This window comes from Mesorhizobium intechi (assembly GCF_002879535.1).
In the GTDB taxonomy this organism is placed as follows: domain Bacteria; phylum Pseudomonadota; class Alphaproteobacteria; order Rhizobiales; family Rhizobiaceae; genus Mesorhizobium; species Mesorhizobium intechi.
The window spans coordinates 1-340 of sequence record NZ_PNOT02000245.1; the positions used below are offsets into that span (position 1 = coordinate 1).

Annotated in this window: 1 pseudogene; it reads right to left on the reverse strand. The window is 60.3% G+C overall.

The features are described 5' to 3' along the window. Positions 1–175 precede the first annotated feature (175 nt). Positions 176–340 (reverse strand): annotated as a pseudogene (gene nifH, locus C1D09_RS34385) (nitrogenase reductase); the annotation flags it as partial.

Consider the following 340-nt stretch of genomic DNA (forward strand, 5'->3'; position numbering starts at 1 on the left):
ACGCGCCACATCGGCAGCGTCGGCAAGGGTTGTTCGGACATGGTGGCACTTCACTCTCTAGCGATGGAAGGGCGGAAGGCGCTGCGGGCAGCGAATGACGATGGCATGTAGACGTCCTCCGCGGCGTAGCCAGACTCGATTATCAAGATCGGCCAACGTGTAACTGCCTAGGCATACGCGCGGCGAGATGCAGAACTTTATCCTGCGCCTTCGAGTTCAGGATAAGACGAGTGTGGTGGGCCTTTTGAGTCGCAGCCGGCCATCAAGATTTCCTGCGCAAGGGTTCGACAAGGCGGCAGCCTGTTTGGGCACGGGGCGGTTTCGGCGAGGCCCCTTGCAT